The 14,161-nt window shown below is 71.0% G+C and carries 15 protein-coding genes; 7 read left to right on the top strand and 8 right to left on the bottom strand.

Annotated features, from left to right (window positions below):
* Window positions 1-19: 19 nt before the first annotated feature.
* Genes M2165_RS01080 through M2165_RS01060 form a run of 5 tightly spaced genes read right to left on the bottom strand, consistent with a single transcriptional unit; the run spans window position 20 to window position 3,531 of the window.
* A complete protein-coding gene (locus M2165_RS01080) occupies window positions 20-913 on the bottom strand; it encodes an ABC transporter permease (RefSeq protein WP_280812813.1) in 894 nt (297 codons plus the stop codon).
* 19 nt (window positions 914-932) lie between these two features.
* On the bottom strand, window positions 933-1,733 hold the full coding sequence (locus M2165_RS01075; RefSeq protein WP_280812812.1) for an ABC transporter ATP-binding protein: 801 nt from the start codon (window positions 1,731-1,733) through the stop codon (window positions 933-935).
* The gene (locus tag M2165_RS01070) at window positions 1,730-2,521 is read right to left on the bottom strand and encodes an alpha/beta hydrolase (RefSeq protein ID WP_280812811.1); all 792 of its coding nucleotides are present in this window, start codon (window positions 2,519-2,521) and stop codon (window positions 1,730-1,732) included. The genes M2165_RS01075 and M2165_RS01070 overlap by 4 nt, the downstream gene beginning before the upstream one ends.
* Window positions 2,518-2,925 (bottom strand): VOC family protein, encoded by a 408-nt coding sequence (locus tag M2165_RS01065; RefSeq protein ID WP_280812810.1) that lies wholly within the window; start codon window positions 2,923-2,925, stop codon window positions 2,518-2,520. Before M2165_RS01065 ends, M2165_RS01070 begins: the two co-directional genes overlap by 4 nt.
* Window positions 2,926-2,940: 15 nt before the next feature.
* Complete coding sequence (locus tag M2165_RS01060; protein ID WP_280812809.1) at window positions 2,941-3,531, bottom strand: GAF domain-containing protein; 591 nt, start codon at window positions 3,529-3,531, stop codon at window positions 2,941-2,943.
* Window positions 3,532-3,605: 74 nt separating this feature from the next.
* Between M2165_RS01060 and M2165_RS01055 the strand changes: the two genes are divergently transcribed.
* The 6 genes from M2165_RS01055 to M2165_RS01030 all read left to right on the top strand — a co-directional run bounded on the left by M2165_RS01055 (window position 3,606) and on the right by M2165_RS01030 (window position 10,635).
* A complete protein-coding gene (locus M2165_RS01055; RefSeq protein WP_280812808.1) occupies window positions 3,606-4,577 on the top strand; it encodes a LysR family transcriptional regulator in 972 nt (323 codons plus the stop codon).
* A gap of 99 nt (window positions 4,578-4,676) precedes the next feature.
* Complete coding sequence (locus M2165_RS01050; RefSeq protein ID WP_280812807.1) at window positions 4,677-5,180, top strand: sigma-70 family RNA polymerase sigma factor; 504 nt, start codon at window positions 4,677-4,679, stop codon at window positions 5,178-5,180.
* 20 nt (window positions 5,181-5,200) lie between these two features.
* On the top strand, window positions 5,201-6,178 hold the full coding sequence (locus M2165_RS01045; RefSeq protein WP_280812806.1) for a FecR domain-containing protein: 978 nt from the start codon (window positions 5,201-5,203) through the stop codon (window positions 6,176-6,178).
* Window positions 6,179-6,335: 157 nt separating this feature from the next.
* Window positions 6,336-8,813, top strand: coding sequence for a TonB-dependent siderophore receptor (locus tag M2165_RS01040; protein ID WP_280812805.1), 2,478 nt, complete (start codon window positions 6,336-6,338; stop codon window positions 8,811-8,813).
* A complete protein-coding gene (locus M2165_RS01035; RefSeq protein ID WP_280812804.1) occupies window positions 8,813-9,112 on the top strand; it encodes a DUF3649 domain-containing protein in 300 nt (99 codons plus the stop codon). The genes M2165_RS01040 and M2165_RS01035 overlap by 1 nt, the downstream gene beginning before the upstream one ends.
* Complete coding sequence (locus M2165_RS01030) at window positions 9,109-10,635, top strand: PepSY-associated TM helix domain-containing protein (RefSeq protein WP_280812803.1); 1,527 nt, start codon at window positions 9,109-9,111, stop codon at window positions 10,633-10,635. Before M2165_RS01035 ends, M2165_RS01030 begins: the two co-directional genes overlap by 4 nt.
* Before the next feature lie 72 nt (window positions 10,636-10,707).
* Here M2165_RS01030 and M2165_RS01025 read toward each other — a convergent pair whose 3' ends face one another.
* On the bottom strand, window positions 10,708-11,874 hold the full coding sequence (locus M2165_RS01025; RefSeq protein WP_280812802.1) for an MFS transporter: 1,167 nt from the start codon (window positions 11,872-11,874) through the stop codon (window positions 10,708-10,710).
* A 158-nt stretch (window positions 11,875-12,032) separates the two neighbouring features.
* Window positions 12,033-12,698, bottom strand: a complete 666-nt coding sequence (locus tag M2165_RS01020; RefSeq protein ID WP_280812801.1) for an O-methyltransferase — start codon at window positions 12,696-12,698, stop codon at window positions 12,033-12,035.
* A gap of 83 nt (window positions 12,699-12,781) precedes the next feature.
* Between M2165_RS01020 and M2165_RS01015 the strand changes: the two genes are divergently transcribed.
* Window positions 12,782-13,426: a TetR family transcriptional regulator gene (locus M2165_RS01015; protein WP_280812800.1), complete on the top strand. Its 645-nt coding sequence runs from the start codon at window positions 12,782-12,784 to the stop codon at window positions 13,424-13,426.
* Here M2165_RS01015 and M2165_RS01010 read toward each other — a convergent pair.
* Window positions 13,412-14,146: an aspartate/glutamate racemase family protein gene (locus M2165_RS01010; RefSeq protein ID WP_280812799.1), complete on the bottom strand. Its 735-nt coding sequence runs from the start codon at window positions 14,144-14,146 to the stop codon at window positions 13,412-13,414. The genes M2165_RS01015 and M2165_RS01010 overlap by 15 nt on opposite strands.
* Window positions 14,147-14,161: the final 15 nt, after the last annotated feature.

The raw sequence follows: 14,161 nt of genomic DNA, 5'->3' as shown, positions 1-14,161 counted from the left end.
ATGGGCTGGCCGCCCGGGCTCAGACGTTGACCGTCCGCTGCGAGGTGTCGGCCGGCATCCAGTGCAGCACGCGCCGCTCGATGCGCCGCAGCAGCCAGGTGAGCAGGATGCCGATCACGGAGAGCAGCACGCACACCGCGAAGCTGCCGCCGGTGTCCATCTGCGCCTCCATCTGCAGGATCAGCACGCCCAGCCCGGCCTGCGCACCGACGAACTCGCCGACCACCGCGCCCACCACGCTGAAGGCCGCCGCCATGTTCAGGCCCGCGAAGATGTAGGGAAGCGCGCTGGGGAACTTGGCCTTGCGGAAGATCTGCCATCGCGTCGCGGACAGCGAGCGCAGCAGGTCGATCCGGTCCGGGTCCACCGCCTTGAAGCCCGCGATGCTGGTGACCAGCACCGGGAAGAAGGTCAGCAGGCAGATGATCATCACCTTCGAGCCGATGCCGAAGCCCAGCCACACCACGATGACCGGCGCGATGGCCACCTTCGGCACGCTCTGCAGGGCCGCCACGTAGGGCTCCAGCAGCGCCTCGACCTTCGGCATCTGCGACACCACGATGCCGATCGCCAGCCCGATGCCGCTGCCGATCAGGAAGCCCAGCAGGATCTCGGTCACGGTCACGCCGCCGTGATACCAGAAGCCGTCCTTCGCCATGGGGCCGGTCGCGAGGCCGCGCCAGAGCGCGACCGCGATGTCGCTGACCGGCGGCACCAGGTGCCTGGGCACCTTCAGGATCCGGACGGCGGCTTCCCACGCGCCGAGCAGCGCGGCCAGCAGCAGGAGCGACTGCACCCGCGTCGACGCGAGCGGATGGCCCCGGCGCGGAGCACCCCTCGGCTTCGCCGGGCCCGGCGCCGCGTCGGAGGGTGGCGCGGCGGGTTCATCGGTGGTGAGCATGGCGGTGGTCATGGCATCCCTTCCAGGTCAATCAATCGAACGAAGCGGCGTGCGAGAAGCGCTCGCGGATGGACGCGGTCGCGGCGGCGAAGACCGGATGCGACATGACCTCCATGGCGCGCGGACGCGGCAGCTCGATGGGCAGCACGCGCTCCAGGGTGCCGGGGCGGGGGGACATCACCAGCACCCTGTCGCCGAGGAAGACGGCCTCGGGAATCGAGTGCGTGATCAGCACCACGGTCTTTCCGCTCTCCATCCAGATGCGCTGCAGCTCGAGGTTCATGCGCTCGCGCGTCATCGCGTCGAGCGCACCGAAGGGCTCGTCCATCAGCAGGATCTTCGGGTCGTGCAGCAGTGCCCGCGCGATCGACGCGCGCTGCTGCATGCCGCCGCTGAGCTGCCGCGGCAGCTTGTGCTCGAAGCCCTCGAGCCGGACCATCTGAAGCAGCCGCATCGCGCGTTCGCGCGCCTGTGCCGCCGGGATGCCGAGCACCTCGGCCGGCAGCATCACGTTCTCCAGGATCGTGCGCCAGGGCAGCAGGATCGAGCTCTGGAACACCACGCCCACGTCGCGCCGCGTGCCGCGGATGGGCTGCCCGTCGAGCGTGACGCGGCCGACGTCGTAGTCGAGCAGGCCCGCGAGGATGCGCAGCAGGGTGCTCTTGCCGCAGCCGCTCGGACCGACGATGGTCACGAAGCTGCCCTGCGCGATGGTGCAGTCGATGTCCTTCAGCGCGAGCACGCCATCGCCGCCGTCGCCGAAGTGCTTCGAGAGCCCCTCGACCCGGATGTAGTCGGGCCGTCCGCCCGCGCGTTCGTGGTTCGTGCTCATGGCTGGGCTCCTTCGGGGTTCAGGAAGCGGACGATGTGGTGCGCCAGCACCTCCGGCGCCTGCATCGCGCCGACGTGCCCGACGCCGGGCAGCAGCACCGCGTCGGCGCCCCGGATCCGTCCCGCCATGGCGAGGGTCACGGCCGGGGGGACGACGCGGTCGAGTTCTCCGGCCAGCACCAGGGTGGGCGCGAGGATGTCGGCCACGCCCAGCTCGAGCGTGGTCGTGACGGTGGCGGCGCGGCGCGCGGCGCGCGCCGACGCGGGCCGCGCCTGGGCGAAGAGGCGCCGCAGCTGCGGCTGCTCGCGCAGGTAGGCTTCGGGAAAGAACCAGGTCGCCAGTTCCTCGGCCGTGTCCGGCAGCCCGCGCCTCAGTTCGGCGAGCCGGGGCGCGTCGGGGCACAGCTCCTCGTAGGGTCTGGGCAGCGGCCAGGTGCTCGCCAGCACCAGGTGATCGACGAAGCGCGGGTGCAGCAGCGCCAGGGCCTGCGCCACCCGCCCGCCGAAGGACGAGCCGAACACGTGCGAGCGCTTGAACCCCAGCGCCTGAATGAGCTGCTGCGCATCGCCCGCGAGGTCGGCGAGCGTCGAGGCCAGTTCGGGGCCTTCGGTCTCGCCGCAGTCGCGCTGGTCGTACGAGATCACGGTGAAGTGCTTCGACAGCTGCGGCACCAGCGCCGAGAACATCTGGCGGGAAGCCTCCGCGCCATGCATCAGCAACAGCGGCGGACCCTCGCCCTGGCGATCGAAGGCGATGCGCTGGTCGCCGGCGTGCACGAAGTGCGTCATGCGGCGCCTTCGGCTTCCTGGTCCAGCCAGAAGGTCATCTCGATCCTGAGGCCGCGCGGATCGCGCAGGAAGAGCTGGTGGATCGCCCAGCCCGGGATGGGCGCCTCGTCGAAGGGTATGTCGAGCGCGCGAAGGTGCGCGCGCATCTCGGCCAGTCCCTGCGAGCGGAAGGCGATGTGATCGACGTGCCCGGTGACGGGCTGCACCGGCCGGTCGGGCTCGCTCAGGTGCGCGTAGAGGTGCACGATCGGCTGGCCGTGCGCGTACAGCCACGCGCCGGGCGCCGGGATCTCCGGCCGCGCCCCGGGCTCGAGGCGCATGACGCGCGTGTAGAAATCGACCAGCGGCGGCAGCTCGTCGGGCGTGCAGCGGATCGTGAAGTGGTGCAGGGCGCTCACGGGCATCGCGTTTCCCTCTCTTCAGTCGAGCGGCATCGGCAGCACGCCGGTGTCGCGGATGGCGGCTTCGGTCCCCGGGAGCGTGTAGGCCAGCCCCGGCGCGCACGGCACCCAGCGGGCCGCCGCGAGGGCCAGCACGCGAATGCCCAGCAGCTGCTGCGGCTGCCAGCGCGCGCCGGTCCCGAAGACGTTGAAGGTGGCGTAGCAGAGCCGCCCCTGCAGCATCGGCACGTTGACGACGCTGCGCAGCCTGTAGGCGCGCATCTGCGCGAAGTCGTCGAAGGTCGCGGCAAGCACCTGCTCGCCCTCGCCGACGAAGGGGCGGTGCTGGACGAAGAGGCGTTCGGTCCAGGGCGTCATCGTCTTGCGCTTCGCGCCATGGACCGGGAATGTCCCCGCTTCGGACGAATAGAAGCGCCGCAGCAGGATCTCGCCGGCGGCGTCGCGCGCCGTCGTCACGTTCTGCTGGATGCTGAAGATGCCGCCCGGGACCAGTTGCGCGCGCTGCCGGTCGATGCGGCGCAGGGCCTCTTCGGCATCTCGCGCGCTCGCGAGCTCGTCCAGAAACTCGGCTGTGATGAGACTGTTCGCCGCTGCGTCGATGAGGTCCATGGAAAAAGTCTAGACCCGCGTCTTCACAAAAATGAAATAAATTCTCATAGACCTATAACCATGGAGTTAAGGCATTGGCCACTGCGATCGACCCCGCCGCCGCGCTGCAGCACGCACTGCTCTCCCGCCTGAAGCTGCGGCAGCTCACGCTGCTGCAGGCCGTGGACCGCCATCGCTCGCTCGTGCGGGTGGCAGCCGAGATGCAGCTGAGCCAGCCGGCCATCACCAAGGCCCTGCACGAGGTGGAGGACATCTTCGGCAGCACCCTGTTCGACCGCACCAGCCGCGGCCTGGTGCCGACCGCCGCCGGCGAGGCCGCGCTCCACTGCGCCCGGCGCTGGCTCGCCGAGCTGGAGGCGACCACGCGCGTGCTCACCTCGCTCGAGGCCGGCCGCAGCGGACGCATCCGGCTGGGCCTGACGCAGCAGGTGCCGCACCAGCTCATGGCGGCGGCGCTCACGCACCTGATCGACCGCTCGCCGCGCATCTCGGTGATGACGCGCGAAGGCACCACCGACGAGCTGGTCGCCGGCCTGATCGCGCGCGAGATCGACTGCGCCATCGGGCGTTCCTACGACGGCGAGGCCGGCGGACTGGTGCAGCAGGCCATCTACGAGCAGGAGCCCTGCCTCGTGGTCGGCGCGAAGAACGTCAAGCGCCTGTCGCGCGGGCCGCTGGACTGGGCGCGGCTCGCGCAGCTCGACTGGATTCTTCCGCCGCCCAACACCCCGATGCGCAGGACCTACAACGCCGTCTTCGTCGGCGCCGGTGTCCAGCCGCCGATGCCGATCCTGGAGACCACCTCGCTGCGCACCATCGAGATGGTGCTGCGCCAGGAGCCCAACGCCGTCACCATCTTCGCGCGCGACGTCGTGGTCGAGATGGAGCGCACGACCCAATGGGCGGCGCTGCCCTACAAGCTGAGCTGGAACCTGCCGCCGGTGAGCTTCTTCACGCTCAAGGACATGGAGGCGCATCCCACCGTGCAGTCGCTGCGCCAGCAGGTCCTCGAGGCCGCGCGGCGGATGAAGCGCGCCGCGCATTGATCCGCGGCGCGCGGCGGCAGATTCATGAAATCGTTTACCAATACAATTGCGAACCATTCGCATCGACGATTCGACGTCCGCCCTCCAGAACTGCGCCCCATGCCCGCCGCCGGCCTTCCTCGCCAACCCATCGAACTTCTCTACAGCGATCACCACGGCTGGCTGCTGGGGTGGCTGCGCCGTCGCCTGGGGGATGCCTGCGATGCGGCCGATCTGGCACACGACACCTTCGTGCGGCTGATGGTTTCATCGCGCACCACCAACCTCGGGGCCGAACCGCGCGCTTTCCTGACCCATGTGGCCAAGGGCCTGGTGGCGGACCATTGGCGGCGGCGCGAGGTGGAGCGGGCCTACCTCGAGGCGGTGGCGCACCTGCCCGAGCCGGAAGTGCCCTCGCCCGAGGCCCGCATGCTCATCATCGAATCGCTGCTGCGCATCGAGGCCATGCTGGCCAGCCTGCCGGCCCGGACGCGGCAGGTCTTCCTGCTCGCGCAGTTCGATGCGTTGACGCTGCAGCAGATCTCCGAGCGCATGGCCATGCCCGTGATCACGGTGCGCCGCCACATCCACAAGGCGCTGATCGCCTGCATGTCCGTCGCCTGAGCGGCGGCCGCCCGAATGCGATGAACAGCCAGCAGCCGACCCGGGGGGAGACCGACCTCGATCCCCAGCTCCTGAGCGAAGCTGCCGACTGGCTGCTGACCCTGCGCTACGGCGACGAAGCCCAGAAGGCGCAAGCGGGCTTCGACCGGTGGCGTCGGCAGAGCCCGGCGCATGGCGCGGCCTGGGCGCGGGCCGAGGCCCTGCTGGGGGTCTTCGCGCAGGTTCCTGCAGGCATCGGCAGGGATGCCTTGCAGGCCATGCAGCGGCCCAGCCGCCGCCGCGGCATGGGCATGCTGGGCGCCTTGCTGGTCGCCGCGCCCGCCGGCTGGCTCGCGTGGCGCCACATGCCCTGGCGCGAATGGACCGCCGACGTCGCCACCGCCACCGGCGAGCGCCGTTCGATGGTGCTGGCGGACGGCTCGCAGCTGGTGCTCAACACCGCGAGCGCGGTCGACATCGTGTTCACCGCCGCCGAAAGGCGCATCCGGCTGCAGGCGGGCGAGATCCTCGTCACCACGCATGCCGACCCCTCGCCCACCTACCGGCCTTTCGTGGTCCAGACCGCGCAGGGCACGGTGCGGGCCCTGGGCACGCGCTTCGGCGTGCGCCGCCTCGACGACCACACCACCCGCGTCGCGGTGCTCGAGCACGCCGTCGACATCCGCCCGGCCAACGGTGCGTCGCGCGTGCTGCGGGCCGGCACGCAGGCCGATTTCGAGGCCGGGGGCATCGGCCCGGCCGCCGCGGTGGAGAGCAGCGCCACGCTGTGGGAGCAGGGCATGCTGCTCGCGCGGAACATGCGTCTGGCCGACGTGGTCGCCGAAATGGGCCGCTACCGCAGCGGCGTGCTGCGCTGCCATCCGGCGGTCGCCGACCTGCGGGTGTCGGGCGCCGTGTCGCTGGCCGACACCGACGCCGGTCTGGCGCTGCTGGCGCGCTCGCTGCCGTTGCGCATCGAGCAGGCGACCCGGTACTGGGTCACCGTGGCGCCGCGCTGAGGGCGCGCGCGGCTCTTCCGAACGACCGCCTCGCCGGTCGGCAAAAAAGATTCGCGGCCGGGTGATCACTTTTTTCGTCTCGTCCGGTGTGAGGGGGAGAGACGCATCGATGCCGATGCGCCCACCCGCCATCACAGACACCGAAGGACGCAGACACATGGGATCGCAGCACGCGCGCAGGCACCACCACCCCGGGACCGCCACGGTCACCCTCGCTGCCGCGGCAGTGCACGCGGCGCTTCGCGCGGCATTCGTCGGCGGCGTGGGCATGGCCGCGCTGGCCGCCAACCCCGTGTTCGCGGCCGAGCCGGCGGGCAACGGCGCACGCCAGTTCGCGATCGGCGCCGGCCCGCTCGCCGATGTGCTGGCGCAGTACGCCGCCAGTGCCGGCGTCCAGCTGATCTTCGAGCCCGCCACGCTCGCCGGGCTGCGCAGCCCGGGGCTGCGCGGGCGCTATACCGTGCAGGAAGGCTTCGAGCAGGTGCTGCGCGGCAGCGGCTACGAAGTCGTCGGCAGCGGCAGCGGCGGCTCGATGCTGCGCAAGGCAGGCGCCCCGTCGCGCAGCGGCGCGGCCGATGCCGGCGCCGTGATGCTGTCGCCCGTCACGGTGACGGCCACGACAGAGCGCGAAACGCCCACCGGCCGCGTCGACGGCTACGTCGCGCGGCGCAGCCTCACGGCCACCAAGACCGACACCGCGCTGATCGAGAACCCGCAGTCGGTCTCCGTGATCACCGCCGACGAGATCGGCGACCGCAAGGCCGAGTCGCTCGACCAGGCGCTGCGCTACACCGCCGGCGTCACGCCGAACCTCAAGCCCTGGGCGGTCGACGAGTTCTCGCTGCTGCGCGGCTTCGAGCTCGGCACCGCCGGCGTCTTCATGGACGGCCTGCTCACCTCGGGCCGTTCCTATGCGGCGCCGATCGAACCCTACGGCCTCGAACGGCTCGAAGTGCTGCGCGGCCCGGCGTCGGTGCTCTACGGCAAGATGCCGCCGGGCGGCATGGTCAACGCCGTGAGCAAGCGCCCGAGCGCCGACACCCTGCGCGAGATCGGCATCGAATACGGCAGCTACGACCGCAAGCAGTTCAAGGCCGACCTCTCCGGTGCGCTCGGCAGCGACAGCGACTGGACCTACCGCCTCACCGTGCTGGGGCGCGAATCGAACACCCGGCTCGACCGCGACCGCGACAACCGCCTCTTCATCGCACCCGCCCTCACCTGGCAGCCCAGCGCCAGCACCCGGCTCACGCTGCTCGGGCGCTACCAGAAGGACAACCAGGCCTATGCCTGGCCGAACCAGCTGGAGCAGCCCGGCGTGTTCGGCCAAACCAGCCCGCGCGTGAACATCGGCGCCGACGACAACCGCTGGCGGCGCGACAACAAGATGCTCGGCTACGAGTTCGAGCACAGCTTCGACGACACCTGGTCGGTGCAGCAGAGCATGCGCTACAGCGAGCTCGACCGCTCCGAGACCAACGTGTTCCCGCGCGGCCTGCGCGCCGACGGCTACACGCTCGGCCGCAGCTTCTCGCCGCGCGAGACGCACTGGAAGGGCCTGCTGCTCGACACGCGCGTGCAGGCCCGTTTCGACAGCGGCCCGCTGAAGCACACCGTGCTGGCCGGCGTCGACTACGCTCGGTCGCGCACCACCGACGAATTTCCGTACGACCGCCCCCTGCTGCCGTCGATGAACCTGTTCGCGCCCGTGTACATGCACCAGCCGCTGGCGCCGGCCGCCGATCCGTATGTCGACCGTGCGCCGTCCAAGCAGGTCGGCCTCTACCTGCAGGACCAGATCAAGTGGGACCGCTGGGTTCTCACGGCCGGCGTGCGGCACGACAAGGCCGAAGCGACCGGCACCCGCACCTTCGGCAACACCGGCGAGCGCAGCGAGATCTACGACACCTCGGCCAGCGCCACCACCGGCCGCGTCGGCGTGGTGTACCTGTTCGATTCCGGCTGGGCACCCTATGCGAACTACGCCACCTCCTTCTCGCCGGAGATCGGCAAGGACCTGAACGGCAACCTGCTGAAGCCTTCGAAGGGCCGGCAGATCGAAGCGGGCGTGCGCTACCAGCCGAACGGAAGGAACGCCAGCTACACAGCCTCGGTATTCGACATCGTGCGCAGCAACGTGACCACGGCGGCGCCGCAGGCGCCCGGCGAAGTCATCCAGACTGGCGAAGTCAGGTCGCGCGGGCTCGAGCTCGAAGCCCGGGCCGACGTGACGAACAACATCAGCCTCGTCGCCCAGTACACCTACCTGGACACCCGCATCACGCGCAGCAACGACGGCGACCTCGGCCTGCCGCAGATGAGCGCGCCGAGGCACAGCGTATCGGTGTGGGGGAAGTACGCGTTTCCCGTGGGCGACGCGACCCGCGCCTTTGCCGCCCTCGGCGTGCGCTATTTGGGCAAGGCGCGTTCGGCCTGGGACACCGGCAACGCCAACATCACGAACCCGGGCATCGCGATGGTCGACCTGGCATTCGGCTTCGACCGCGGACCCTGGCGCGTCTCGCTCAACCTCAGCAACCTGCTGAACAAGCAATCGCTGATGGATTGCAACGGCAGCCTCTGCTATCGCAGCGCGGAGCGCACCGCCAACCTGAGCGCGCTCTACCGCTTCTGATGCCGCTGTCGCACGCCGCGGCACGCCGCAAGCGGGCCGCCCTGCTGTCGCGCATCGTGGCCGCGCTGTTCGGCGGCTATGCGCTGGCCGCACTGACGAGCGCGGCCGCACTGGCCCTGCCCATGGACCCCGTCGAGGCCGTGCTCGCCGGCATGCAGGCCAGCTTCCTCGTATACGCGGGTGCGGCGGTCTGGGTGTTCGCCGCACGCAGCGCGCGGCGTGCCTGGCTCGGCCTGGCAGTGGCCGCGATGCCGTTGCTCGTGCTCGCAGGCAGAACCTGGGCGTCGGCGGGTGCATGAAAGCCGCCGCGCCGCGCCTGCGCCCGTCCATGGCCGGCCTGCATACATGGACCGGCCTGCTGTTCGGCTGGTTGCTCTACGCGATGTTCCTGACCGGCGCGGCGAGCTACTTCCGCGAAGAGATCTCCCAGTGGATGCGCCCCGAGCTGCCGGCGCTGAAGCAGCTGCCGGATGCCGCCGGCAGTGCGGTGTCGGCCATCGCGAGCTTGCAGCTGCTCGCCCCGGGCGCGTCCCAATGGGTGGTCGAGCTCGCGGACGAGCGCAGGAACGTCGTCGCCGCGTCCTGGCGCATCGGCGACGACCACGGCCGCGCCATGCTCGATCCCCTCACGGGCAAGCGCCTGTCCGCGCGCGACACCGACGGCGGCGAGTTCTTCTACTACTTTCATTTCTCGCTGCACTACCTGCCGCGCGTGGCGGCGCGCTGGCTGGTGGGCCTGGCCACGATGTTCATGCTGGTCGCGCTGGTCAGCGGCGTGATCACCCACAAGAAGATCTTCGCCAACTTCTTCACCTTCCGCCGCGGGAAGGGGCAGCGCTCATGGCTGGATGCGCACAACCTGTTGTCCGTCGCCGCGCTGCCCTTTCATTCGATGATCACCTACACCGGTCTGGTCACGCTGATGACCTTGTACATGCCCTGGGGCATCGACAGCGCGCCCGACCCCGCGCAGATGCGCCAGTCGCTCAGGGCCGAAATGACGGCGCTCCTGCCGGCGAGCACGCCGAGCGGCATGCCCGGGCCGCTGCCCGACGCGGCCGCGATGGTGCACGCGGCCGAGCGGCGCTGGGGGAGCGGCCGCGTGGCGCGGCTGATCGTCGACAACCCGGGCGATGCCGCATCGCGCGTGCGCATCGTGCGCGGCGATGCAGAGCGTGTGTCCGTGAGCCCGCGCTACCTGGTGTTCGACGGTGCGACCGGCGAACTGCGGCAGGTCAAGGACCAGGTGGGCCCCGTCGCCGAAATGCGAGGCGTGCTGTACGGGCTGCACCTGGCGCGCTTCGCCGATGTGGCGACGCGCTGGCTGTATTTCCTGTCGAGCCTGGCCGGTGCGGGCATGGTTGCCACGGGGCTGGTGCTGTGGACGGTCAAGCGGCGCGCGAAGCAGGCGCGCGCCGGTGAGCCGGCGTTCGGCTTCAGCCTCGTGGAGCGGCTCAACATCGCCGCCATCGCGGGGCTGCCCGTGGCGATGGCCGTGTTCTTCTGGGGCAATCGGCTGCTGCCGCTGGCGCTCGCGAACCGGCGCGAGTGGGAGATCCACCTGTTCTTCATCGCCTTGGCGCTCGCGCTGCTGTACGCGATCGCCAGGCCCGTTCGCCGCGCGTGGGTCGAACTGTTTGCGACGGCTGCCGTGCTGTTCGCGGCCTTGCCGGTGTGGAACACGCTCTTCGGCAGCCGCCACCTGTTGGCCAGCATTCGTCAGCAGGACATGGTGTTCGCAGGGTTCGAGCTGACGGCGCTGGCAGCAGCCGCGGTGCTCGCCGCGATGTCGAGGAAGACAGCCGAACGGGCCACGGCCTAGGAACGGCTCACCCCAGAAGCAGGTGGGCGGCCCGCGCGCGGTCGCAGGTGCGGGACCTCTGAGTTCGGCGCCTCAGCGCCGCAGCAGCCGCAGCGCGACCAGCAGGCCCGCCGCCGCCGCGCCCGCCCCGGCCAGGAACACGCCGGCCGGGCCCGCGCGGTCGGCCAGCAGGCCCGCGAGCGGACCGGTCAATCCGTAGGCGACATCCTGGAAGGCCGAGAAGGCGCCGAGCGCGGTGCCGCGCAGATGCGGCGGCACGCGCTGCACCACCTCGCGCCCCATGGCCGGGAAGACCATCGAGCAGCCCAGCCCCGTGAGAAAGGCACCGGCGAGCGCCGACGCCGGGCCGGCCGCCTGCCAGATCAGCAGCTGCCCGAGCGCCTCGATCGCGAGCGAACCGATCGCCACCGGCAGGCCGCCGAAGCGGTCGGGCAGCCGGCCACAGGCCAGCCGCACGAGCACGAAGCCGCTGCCGAAGGCCGTGAGGCCGAGCCCCGCATGCGGCCAGCCCTGGGCGCGGAAATGCAGCACGAAGAAGGCGCCGATCGCGGCGAAGCCGATGCCCTGCAGGCAGACGATGGCGCCGTGCGGCCCGATGCGTGCGAGCACCTGCGCGAACGGCGGCCGCTCCGCGGCGGCCTGCGGCACGATGCCGGCCGTGCGCCGGATCGCGAGCAGCGCCAGGCCCGGCAGCAGCGCGCCGGCCGCCGTCGCGAGCGCGAAGCCGCCGCTTTCGAACAGGAACAACCCGATCGGCCCGCCGAGCGCGAGCGCGCCGTAGATCGCGGCACCGACGCGGGCCAGCACCATGCCCGAGCGGGCGGGTCCGGCCATGCCGATGGCCCAGCCGATCACGCCCACGGTCACGAAGCTTTCGCCGACGCCGAGCAGCAGGCGCCCCGCGAGCAGCGCCGCATAGGCGAGGCCCGTCGAGGGCAGCGGCAGGCCGGCCACGAGGGCCGTCGCCGCGCCCGCCATGCAGCAGACGAGGCCGCGCGCCACCGCGGGTTTCGGCCCGCGATGGTCCGAGAGGCTGCCGGCATGCGCGCGCGTGGCGACGGTGGCGAGGAAGGCCACGCCCACGCCGAGCCCGGCCCAGGCATTGCCCAGCCCGAGCCGCGCCGTCACGAACGGCGCGACGCTGCCGAGCGCCATGCCGACGCACAGGTAGGCGATGAAGAGCACCGCCAGGAGCAGCAGCAGACGATGCTGCTGCGGCACGGCGGTGGATGTCGACAAGGAGGTCGATGGAGAAGTCATGGCGGTCCAGGCTTGTTCCCCGACGCGGGCACGCAAAAGCCGACGCGCGGCAGCGCACCCGATCGCCGGGGATCGTGGTGTGCGTTGCCTGACGTGAGACGCTTACGGCCAGCAGGACTGGCGTGGAAACGGAAAGCTCAGCCGAGCCGCATCGACAGCTCCAGGTCGCCGCCGAACGGCACCGAGAGGTAGCCCGCGGCCGGCGAACGCACGCGCGCGAGGTACTCGGGGCTGTAGTCCGCGTTGTCGGCCACCACCAGCGCGCCGGGGCGCAGCCGTGGCTCGACCAGCGCGAGAACCTCGGGATAGAGCCCCTTCGCGCCGTCCAGCAGCAGCAGGTCGACGGTCTCGGGCAGCCCGGTGCGCAGTGTCTGCAGCGCATCGCCTTCGCGGATCTCCACCAGGTCGGCAAGGCCGCCCGCTTCGAGGTTGGCGCGCGCACGCGCCACCTTGGAAGGCTCGAACTCGGTGGTGATCAGCCGGCCGCCGCCGTTGTCGCGCAGGGCCGCGGCGAGGTGCAGCGTCGAGATGCCGAACGAGGTGCCGAACTCGACGATGCTGCGCGCGCCGCCGTGGCGCGCCAGCATGTAGAGCAGCGCGCCGGCCTCGCGCGAGACCGGCAGGGCGTAGTCCTTGAGCTGGCCGTAGAACGCGAGGTAGCCGGTCTTGCTGCGCATCAGCCGCGCATGGTCTTCGCCCGCGAGCGCGGCCATCGCCGGGTCGTCCGCGGGCGAGGTCGCGGCGGCCTCGGCGAACAGGCGATCGAGCAAGGGCGCGAGCGGCGCGGTGGTGAGCGTGGTCATCTGTGCTTCCTTCGAATGAGAGAGAGTGCATCGATAATATGAAGGAACATTCATGTTTTCCATTCGCGTTCCGAAGCCACGCCATGCCCGCACGCCGCAGCACCCCGCTCTCCTCCCGCAGACAGCCCCAACAGGCCCGTTCGAACGATCTCGTCGCGGCCATCCTCGAAGCCGCTGTTCAGGTTCTCTCGAGGGAAGGCGCGCAGCGCTTCACCACCACGCGCGTGGCCGAGCGGGCCGGCGTGAGCGTCGGCTCGGTGTACCAGTACTTTCCCAACAAGGCGTCGATCCTGTTCCGGCTGCAGAGCGACGAATGGCGCCAGACCAGCGAGATGCTCTCGGGCATCCTCGAAGACGCCGCGAAGCCGCCGCTCGAACGCCTGCGCACGCTGGTGCACGCCTTCGTGCGCTCGGAATGCGAAGAGGCCGAGATGCGCGTCGCGCTCAGCGACGCCGCCCCGCTCTACCGCGACGCGCCCGAGGCGCAGGCGGTCAAGGCCTCGGGCGCGCGCACGATCCGGCGCTTCATGCAGGAGGTGCTGCCGGGCGCATCGCCGGCCCGGCGCAGGCTCGCGGGCGAGCTGATCACGAGCACGCTCGGCGCGGTCGGCAAGCAGTTCTCCGAAAGCCCGCGCACGCCGGCGCAGATCCGCGCCTACGCCGATGCGATGGCCGACATGTTCTGCGCCTACATCGAGCGCCTCGGCGCGCGCTCAGGTGGGCCGTGAGCCGAACAGCCCACCCCATCCGCTGACGCGGCGCGGATCGGCACCCACGAGGCCGAGCGCGCGCCACACCACGGTCGCGACCGAGTCGTAGATCGGAATGCCGAGTTCGCGCTCCATCTCCTCGACGAGCTGCGCGCCGCGCAGGTTGGTGCACATGATGGCGATCGCCTCGGGCCGCGCCTGCGCGACCTCGCGCAGCATGCGGCGCAGCGTGTCGGGCGCGACCTCGCTGAAGGCGAAGTTCACGGTCAGGTCGAGGTGCCGCTCCGCCACGCAGTCGATGCCCAGCGCCGCATAGTTGACGACGATGCGCCGCTGCACCTCGCCGACGTAGGGCGAGACCAGGCCGAGCGTGCGCGCGCCCTGGGCCGCCAGCAGTTCGTTGAGCGCCAGCACCGAGGTCGTGGCGGGAATGCCAGTGGCCGCGCTGATGCGCTCGCACAGCGCGCGGTCGCGCGCGAAGCCGAGCCAGCTCGCCGAGGTGCCGCTCCAGCAGATCGCGCCGACGCGCGCGTCGGCCAGCAGCCGCGCGGCCTCGAGGATCCTTGCTTCGCCGAACTGGCCCTGCGAGGCAGGGCCCATCGATATCTCGGTGACGCCGAAGCGCGCGAAGTGAGCCGTGACGCCGGGCACGCCCGCGAGCATCGCGCTGGTGAGCGGCTCCAGCACGGTGTTGGAGGAAGGCGTGAGCACGCCGATGCGTTGTTGCTGCGGGGTCATGGCAGTGGGACGGTG

The sequence above is a fragment of the Variovorax sp. TBS-050B genome, assembly GCF_029893635.1.
Classification (GTDB): Bacteria; Pseudomonadota; Gammaproteobacteria; order Burkholderiales; family Burkholderiaceae_C; genus Variovorax.
The sequence above is the reverse complement of the archived record's forward strand: the minus strand, read 5'-3'. Positions and strand labels throughout refer to the sequence as shown.

Bases quoted from the DNA above. Each gene is read 5' to 3' on its own strand.
- M2165_RS01020 (WP_280812801.1), bottom strand. From the start codon at position 12,698: ATGACCACGCTCACCACCGCGCCGCTCGCGCCCTTGCTCGATCGCCTG.
- M2165_RS01065 (WP_280812810.1), bottom strand. From the start codon at position 2,925: ATGCCCGTGAGCGCCCTGCACCACTTCACGATCCGCTGCACGCCCGAC.
- M2165_RS01045 (WP_280812806.1), top strand. From the start codon at position 5,201: ATGAACAGCCAGCAGCCGACCCGGGGGGAGACCGACCTCGATCCCCAG.
- M2165_RS01035 (WP_280812804.1), top strand. From the start codon at position 8,813: ATGCCGCTGTCGCACGCCGCGGCACGCCGCAAGCGGGCCGCCCTGCTG.
- M2165_RS01040 (WP_280812805.1), top strand. From the start codon at position 6,336: ATGGGATCGCAGCACGCGCGCAGGCACCACCACCCCGGGACCGCCACG.
- M2165_RS01060 (WP_280812809.1), bottom strand. From the start codon at position 3,531: ATGGACCTCATCGACGCAGCGGCGAACAGTCTCATCACAGCCGAGTTT.
- M2165_RS01075 (WP_280812812.1), bottom strand. From the start codon at position 1,733: ATGAGCACGAACCACGAACGCGCGGGCGGACGGCCCGACTACATCCGG.
- M2165_RS01070 (WP_280812811.1), bottom strand. From the start codon at position 2,521: ATGACGCACTTCGTGCACGCCGGCGACCAGCGCATCGCCTTCGATCGC.
- M2165_RS01030 (WP_280812803.1), top strand. From the start codon at position 9,109: ATGAAAGCCGCCGCGCCGCGCCTGCGCCCGTCCATGGCCGGCCTGCAT.
- M2165_RS01050 (WP_280812807.1), top strand. From the start codon at position 4,677: ATGCCCGCCGCCGGCCTTCCTCGCCAACCCATCGAACTTCTCTACAGC.
- M2165_RS01015 (WP_280812800.1), top strand. From the start codon at position 12,782: ATGCCCGCACGCCGCAGCACCCCGCTCTCCTCCCGCAGACAGCCCCAA.
- M2165_RS01080 (WP_280812813.1), bottom strand. From the start codon at position 913: ATGACCACCGCCATGCTCACCACCGATGAACCCGCCGCGCCACCCTCC.
- M2165_RS01010 (WP_280812799.1), bottom strand. From the start codon at position 14,146: ATGACCCCGCAGCAACAACGCATCGGCGTGCTCACGCCTTCCTCCAAC.